This is a genomic window from Moorena sp. SIO3A2 (assembly GCF_010672265.1).
Taxonomy (GTDB): Bacteria; Cyanobacteriota; Cyanobacteriia; order Cyanobacteriales; family Coleofasciculaceae; genus Moorena; species Moorena producens.
The window spans coordinates 1-1,687 of the sequence record NZ_JAAHHC010000123.1 but is presented as its reverse complement, the minus strand read 5'-3'; the positions used below and the strand labels follow the sequence as shown (position 1 = coordinate 1,687).

Below are 1,687 nucleotides of genomic sequence, written 5' to 3'. Positions count from 1 at the left end.
GCCTTGCAATTAAGTAGTCAAAAAGCGGGATAAAACGGGATTTTTTGGGGTATAATAGACAAAAAGGCCAAGAATAGCCAACGATGTCTAAGCGCAAGAAAAAATCAGGCACAACAAAGAAGCTTTCAACCCAGGTAGTCCCAGTAATTGGGATGTCAATGGCAGTTGAAACTGAGCTTTTTGCCATAATGCAACGCTTAGGCATCGTTCGTTCTGAGTCCTACAACAAGCTTGGCAGCGTTAGCCATTGGGGACTCGACTGGCGGAAAGCCTACCCAGAGGTTAGATCTTTGAGAACTCCAGAATCTTTAGGTCTACCATCCAAACTAATGGAATGGACGGTTAGCGATGTCGCTAAAGCCATTAGTGCCCAACAAGCTGCTGGTATTGAAGCATTAGGGAAAATTCTACATAAGCGCTTTCCAGGCAAAGAAAACGAAAAGCGTCGAAGTCAATGCTACAAACAACTATCAACTCCAAGTTTTCTTAGTGATCCGTTTTTACATCGAATTGTCAGAAAAACGTTTCGACGTGGCCATTCTTGGGTTAAGAATCAGATAGTTTATCAACAGGGTGGTTACTCCTGTAAGCGTATTTCTAGGTACACCTACCAATTAGAATTAGCCGGACTACGTCGTGGAAAACGTAATCGGCTCTTGGTGAGATCTAATCGAAAAATAACTGGGCAAATTAGGCTAATTTACAACCCATTGTTGCAGCGATTTGAAATCCATTTCTTGGTTAATTACGGGGTTGTCAATGTTACCAGCGAACGTCGCTGTCTCGGCGTGGATAAGGGTTACACGGAAGTGTTTTATGATTCGGATGGTCGTGCCTATGGTCTGGGCTTAGGTAAATTAGCGACCAACAAGTCTGACAGAATTGTCAAGAAAAACCGGAATCGTGGCCAGTTGTGGGCGCTGCATAGAAAATTAGAGAAAATAGATCCTGCCAAGTCAGCTCGCATACTAGAAAATAATCTGAGCCGAAAAACAGAAAATCGTCGCTTAAGAAAAGACCAGGCAGGAATTATAGCTATTATAGGCGCTGCAAGTAGGTCACTTTTTAATGGGGAATCATTAAAAGTTTTTGCGGAAGATTTAACCCAACCAATCAAAGGGAAACGTCAATCATTAGCAATGTCTCGAAAATTGAATAGCTGGATGAAAGGAGCTATTCGAGACTCTTTACAAAAATGGGCTAACTGGACTGGTTCAGTAGTTTCAGAAATTCAGCCAAGCTACACGTCGCAAATTGACTCCGTAACTGGCACTCTATTAGGGGTTAGGAAAGGGGACAGTTTTATCAGATTTAATGGGGTCGTGTTGCAGGCTGATCACAATGCTGCATTAAACATCCTTGCCCGTGGTACAGACAAGGAAATCTCCCGGTTTATGACTAGGGTTGAAGTTCAAGCAGTGTTGTTGCGTCGTACCGCGCGATTCCTTGAAGATATGGACTTGAGTTTAGCTAATGCGGTTGAGCTAGGTTGGCTTGACCCTAAGCATGAGCTTTGCTCAATCTTTTAGGGATCTCCTGGCCGGGATGCCAGGAGCGCTTAGACAAGATGGGTGGTAGGCTTGACTCCAATTGCTGTTTGACCACCCCTCACTCAAGCAACAATAAATTGCACCTTGACCCGTGGTACCGGGTTTACCCCGATTAATCACGGTTTAAGAGTATCCCA

The 1,687-nt window shown here is 43.9% G+C and carries 1 protein-coding gene; it reads left to right on the top strand.

What is annotated here, in order from left to right:
• Positions 1–83: 83 nt before the first annotated feature.
• The gene (locus F6K64_RS37975) at positions 84–1,529 is read left to right on the top strand and encodes a zinc ribbon domain-containing protein (RefSeq protein WP_287268009.1); all 1,446 of its coding nucleotides are present in this window, start codon (positions 84–86) and stop codon (positions 1,527–1,529) included.
• The last annotated feature ends 158 nt before the right edge of the window (positions 1,530–1,687 follow it).

What these genes read in the sequence shown, in the direction of transcription:
- F6K64_RS37975 (WP_287268009.1), top strand. Translation starts at nt 84, where the DNA reads ATGTCTAAGCGCAAGAAAAAATCAGGCACAACAAAGAAGCTTTCAACC.